5 protein-coding genes are annotated in these 4,160 nt (G+C 73.9%); 4 read left to right on the top strand and 1 reads right to left on the bottom strand.

The annotated features are described in order from the left end of the window. On the top strand, window positions 1-87 hold an 87-nt coding region (locus tag ACFY07_RS28480), incomplete at its 5' end, for an SDR family oxidoreductase (RefSeq protein WP_390872041.1). A gap of 375 nt (window positions 88-462) precedes the next feature. On the opposite strand, the gene ACFY07_RS28485 is transcribed toward ACFY07_RS28480, so the two are convergent. Further along, the gene (locus ACFY07_RS28485) at window positions 463-873 is read right to left on the bottom strand and encodes a DUF302 domain-containing protein (RefSeq protein WP_390872430.1); all 411 of its coding nucleotides are present in this window, start codon (window positions 871-873) and stop codon (window positions 463-465) included. Between the two features lie 515 nt (window positions 874-1,388). Between ACFY07_RS28485 and ACFY07_RS28490 the strand changes: the two genes are divergently transcribed. The 3 genes from ACFY07_RS28490 to ACFY07_RS28500 all read left to right on the top strand — a co-directional run. Continuing rightward, on the top strand, window positions 1,389-2,378 hold the full coding sequence (locus ACFY07_RS28490; RefSeq protein WP_390872431.1) for an alpha/beta hydrolase: 990 nt from the start codon (window positions 1,389-1,391) through the stop codon (window positions 2,376-2,378). A 505-nt stretch (window positions 2,379-2,883) separates the two neighbouring features. Beyond that, on the top strand, window positions 2,884-3,882 hold the full coding sequence (locus ACFY07_RS28495; RefSeq protein ID WP_390872432.1) for a TDT family transporter: 999 nt from the start codon (window positions 2,884-2,886) through the stop codon (window positions 3,880-3,882). A gap of 132 nt (window positions 3,883-4,014) precedes the next feature. Continuing rightward, on the top strand, window positions 4,015-4,160 hold a 146-nt coding region (locus ACFY07_RS28500; RefSeq protein WP_390871776.1), incomplete at its 3' end, for an SDR family NAD(P)-dependent oxidoreductase.

Consider the following 4,160-nt stretch of genomic DNA (forward strand, 5'->3'; position numbering starts at 1 on the left):
GCCGCGGCGCTCTTCCTCGCCTCGGACCAGAGCAGCTTCGTCACCGGCATCGAGCTCTACGTCGACGGCGGCATCAACCAGGTCTGACCGCCCGGGTCCCCTTCCGCCCGAGAGCACCCCGCTCTCGGGCGGAAGCATGCGGGGGAAGGCCGATACGCGCTGCCTGCGTCCGCCGGGCGGCTTCCCCGCACGCACGACGGCAAGCGCGTGCAAGGGGACGACCACCGCAGGCGGGACACGCGCCATGGATCCGGACCGGCGGGAATCCCGAGCACCGGATGTCGCAGCGCCGATCCCGGAGCGAGAAGAACCGGATCCGGAACGGAACGGCGCTCCCCCCGCCCACGCGGTGCTCGACAGCGGGAATCCGTACGTCCCGGTGCCGCCGTCTCTGTCGACGCGGCTCCGCGACACGGTGCGCGCCAGGAGGACGGCACGGTGAGGGCCCGTCAGGTGGCAGTGCTAGCCGGTGAGGGCGGTGCCGACCAGTCGTGCTCCGCCCGAGAGCGGTGCCAGCAGTTCCTCGGGCAGGCCGAACCGGTCGGCCCAGCCCGCGGTGTCCTGACGGCTCACCCGTACCTGCTGCCCGTCGTCCTGCCACACCAGCACCCTCAGGGGGAGCTCCAGGGCGAGCACCGGGCGGGAGGCCATGGCCGGTGTGCCCGCTTTCGGACTGCCGACGACGACCAGGGTGGCGGGGTTCATCCTCAGACCCGCCTCCTGCGCGCCTGCCGCGTGGTCGATGACCGCGAAGACCGTCATCCCGGCCCCCTCGGCGGTCCGCAGGATCCGCTCCACCGTCTCCTCGACGGAGAAGGGGCTCGTCACCGTGACGACCCCCTCGGGGTCGCCCGCGCTCGTTCCCGTGCTCATGCGCATCCTCTCCCGAACCGCTCTGCTCTCGGGCTCCCACGCCATCGGGCTCCCGCCGCCGGTTCCCTCCGGTGGTGTGCCGGCCCTTCCGCCCGCGCCGTGCGGACACGGTCCCACCGCGGTTGCCGAGCCGATCAGGCCTGACGGTCCGCCGTCCGCCCGGACCGCCCGCGGCGCGACGGCTGCGCCGGTCCGGCAGGACGGTGACGAGGGCGGAGGCCGGGTCCTTGACGGAGCCCGACGTGCGGCCCGCCGGTGGCGGTCCTCCAAGCACGCACTCCCGCAACCGCATGTCCCCGCGTTTCCATCGTATCGGCGCCTGTCGCACCGGCGACTCCGACCGCGGCCCCCGGCCGTACGTCCCGCGGCCGCCCGCACATCCGGCGCGCCACCCGCCGTCGGGGCTCCCGGACGCCGACGGCAGCGACCGCAGCGGCCGTCCCGCACCGCGGGTCGGATCACCCGTCCGCCCCGTCCGGCACGCCGATCCCTTTCGTCCCCATGACGATGAGCGCATGAAGAAGCCGAACGGATGGCACGACATGCAGGCACGCCCCCGCCTCGCCGGAACAGGACGCCTGGCCGCCGCAGCGGCGGTCGCCGCGGTGGTCGCAGCGTCGGCGGCCCCGGCGTTCGCGGACGGCGCTCCCCCCCTTCCGGAGCGGGCCCGGGTGAAGCCGACCGTGGTCCTCGTGCACGGGACCAATGTGGACTCCTCCTCGTGGGACGGGGTGGCGGGAAGGCTCCGCCGTGACGGCTATCCGGTGGTCGTCCTCGCCAACCCGCTCCGGGGGCTCTCGTACGACGCGTCCTACACGAAGAGCGTGCTGCGCGGCATCAAGGGCCCGATCGTGCTCGTCGGCCACTCGTACGGCAGCGCGGTCGTCAACGAGGCAGCGCTCGGGAACCGTTCCGTCGAGGCGGTCGTCGCCGTGGCGGGATTCCTCCCGGAGAAGGGGGAGAGCTCGGCCGAGCTGGTGGCGAAGTACCCCGGCAGCACCCTGGCCCGGACGCTGACGACGCTGCCCTACCCGCGCATGGGGGGCGGGACGGGCATGGACGTGTACGTCAAGCAGGAGCTGTACCCGCAGCAGTTCGCCGCCGACGTGCCGCTGCGCGTGTCGTCGGTCATGGCGCTCACCCAGCGGCCCGTGGACTCCGGCGCCCTCGGCCAGAAGGCGACCGGGGCCGCGTGGAGGACCGTTCCCGCGTACGACCTGATCACCTCGGACGACAGGAACATCCCCGCGGCGGCCCAGCGGTGGATGGCCGGGCGTGCCCACGCGGTGTCCGTCGAGATCCGCTCCTCGCACGTCGCACCCGTGTCCCACCCGGACGCGGTCACCGGCCTCATCGAGAGGGCCGCGCGCGGCGGGACCTCTGCGGACGCGACCCTCGCGGCCACCGGCGGGGCCCGCACCTGGCTGCTGGCCGGTGCGGCCGTCGGCATCACGGCACTCGGCGGGGGCCTGACAGCGGCCGCACGCCGGCGGAGGCGGACCTGACCGGTTCCGTCGGGCACTGCGGGGCGCCGCCTCCCCGCCCCCGTGCCGGTGCGCCGGCAGGCCCGGCCTCCGGATGTGACGCGACCGAGCCTGCCGGCGAGGACGGCGGCACGGATCCCCACAGCAGGGAGGGCGGCGCCCGTGCGGGCCGTCAACGGCTGCTCCCGGGCCTTCCAGGCGGATCGGTGACGACACCGGGGGACGGTGCCGGACTCGCGGGCCTCCGGGCCGAAGAGGTCCGGGACCGGCTCGCTGCCCGCCTTCGGGCCGAAGGAACTCCGCGGCGGGTGCCTGATCCTGCTGCCTGTCCGCGGCAGTCGGTCGGGCCCCTGGCCGCTCAGGCCGTCAGCCCCGTCTGCCGGAACGCCGTCCGGTCGACGACCGCACGGCGAGCATGCCGGGGAAGCCGGGGCGTCCGACCGTGCCAGGCGTACGGACTGCGGTGCCGGAACCGGGCCTCTTACGTGCACGGTCGCGGGAGGACGTCCGGAACGGAGGCGGACGCATGACGGTGACGCGTGTTCCCCTCAATTTCTTCGGGATCCCCCTCGGCCTGGCGGGCCTGGCGGGTTCGTGGTTGACGGCGGCCCACGAGGGTTACGCACCCGTGTGGGTGGGCCGTGCCCTCATCGCCGTCGCAGCCGCCGTCTGGTGCGTGACGACCGCGGCGTACGCGAGGTACGCCCTGTCGGTCCGGGGGGCGTTCAGGGCCGACGTGCTCGACGGCGTCGCAGGTCCGTTCGGCTCGCTCGCCGTCATCACGCCGATGCTCCTCGCCGCGCAGGGCATCGCCCCGTTCGCGCCGGACGCCGGCCGGGCCGTCGTCGACGTCTTCCTCGTCCTCACCGTGCTGGTGGGCGGCTGGTACACCGGACAGTGGATCTACGGTCCGCTCGCACTGGACCAGCTTCATCCGGGGTACTTCCTGCCCACCGTCGGAGGCGGTCTCGTGGCCGCGCTCAGTGCGGCGCTGGTGGGACAGCAGCGACTGGCCGAGGCCATGTTCGGCCTGGGCATCGTCTCGTGGCTCGTCATGGGCTCGATGATCCTGGCGCGGCTCTTCTTCCGGCCTCCGCTGCCCTCCCCGCTGGAGCCCACGCTGGCAATCGAGATCGTGCCCGCCTCCATGGCCAGCATCGCCTGTTTCGCCCTCAACGCGGACCGCACCGACCGGCTCTCCGCCGTGCTCGCGGGCTACTGCCTCCTGATGATCTTCTCCCAGCTGCGCCTTCTGCCCCTGTTCCTGCGTCTGCGCTTCTCGCCCGCCTTCTGGGCGTTCGCCTTCTCCTGGACGTCGGTCGCGACCACCGGGCTGCACTGGATCCACAACGGCCGCCCCGCCGGAGCGGACATCCTCGCGCGCCTCGTCCTGGCCGCGGCAACGCTGCTCGTCGGGGCCATCGCCGTCCGGACCCTCATGGCCGCAGCACGGCGCCAACTGCTCCCCGCGCCGGCCGCCCTCCCGCGGTCGGCGGATCCGCCCGGAGACCCTCGCAGGCGATGACCGGCGCCGAACAGCACGCCGACCGCCGCCCCGTACCCGCCCGCGACACCCGTCCGAGCGGAGAACCGCCGGTAACACGGGCCGCACCACCGCCGTGACGGCACATCATCCATATCGATCAGGAGTCACATCATGGGACAGCTCGAGGACAGGACCGCCGTCGTCACCGGCGGCACCAGCGGCATCGGCCTGGCCACCGCCCGGCGCTTCGCCGCCGAGGGTGCGCACGTGTTCATCACCGGCCGCCGCCAGGAGGCGCTGGACGCCGCCGTCGCGCA

Origin of the sequence: Streptomyces sp. NPDC001380, assembly GCF_042895785.1 — a bacterium.
GTDB lineage: Bacteria > Actinomycetota > Actinomycetes > Streptomycetales > Streptomycetaceae > Peterkaempfera.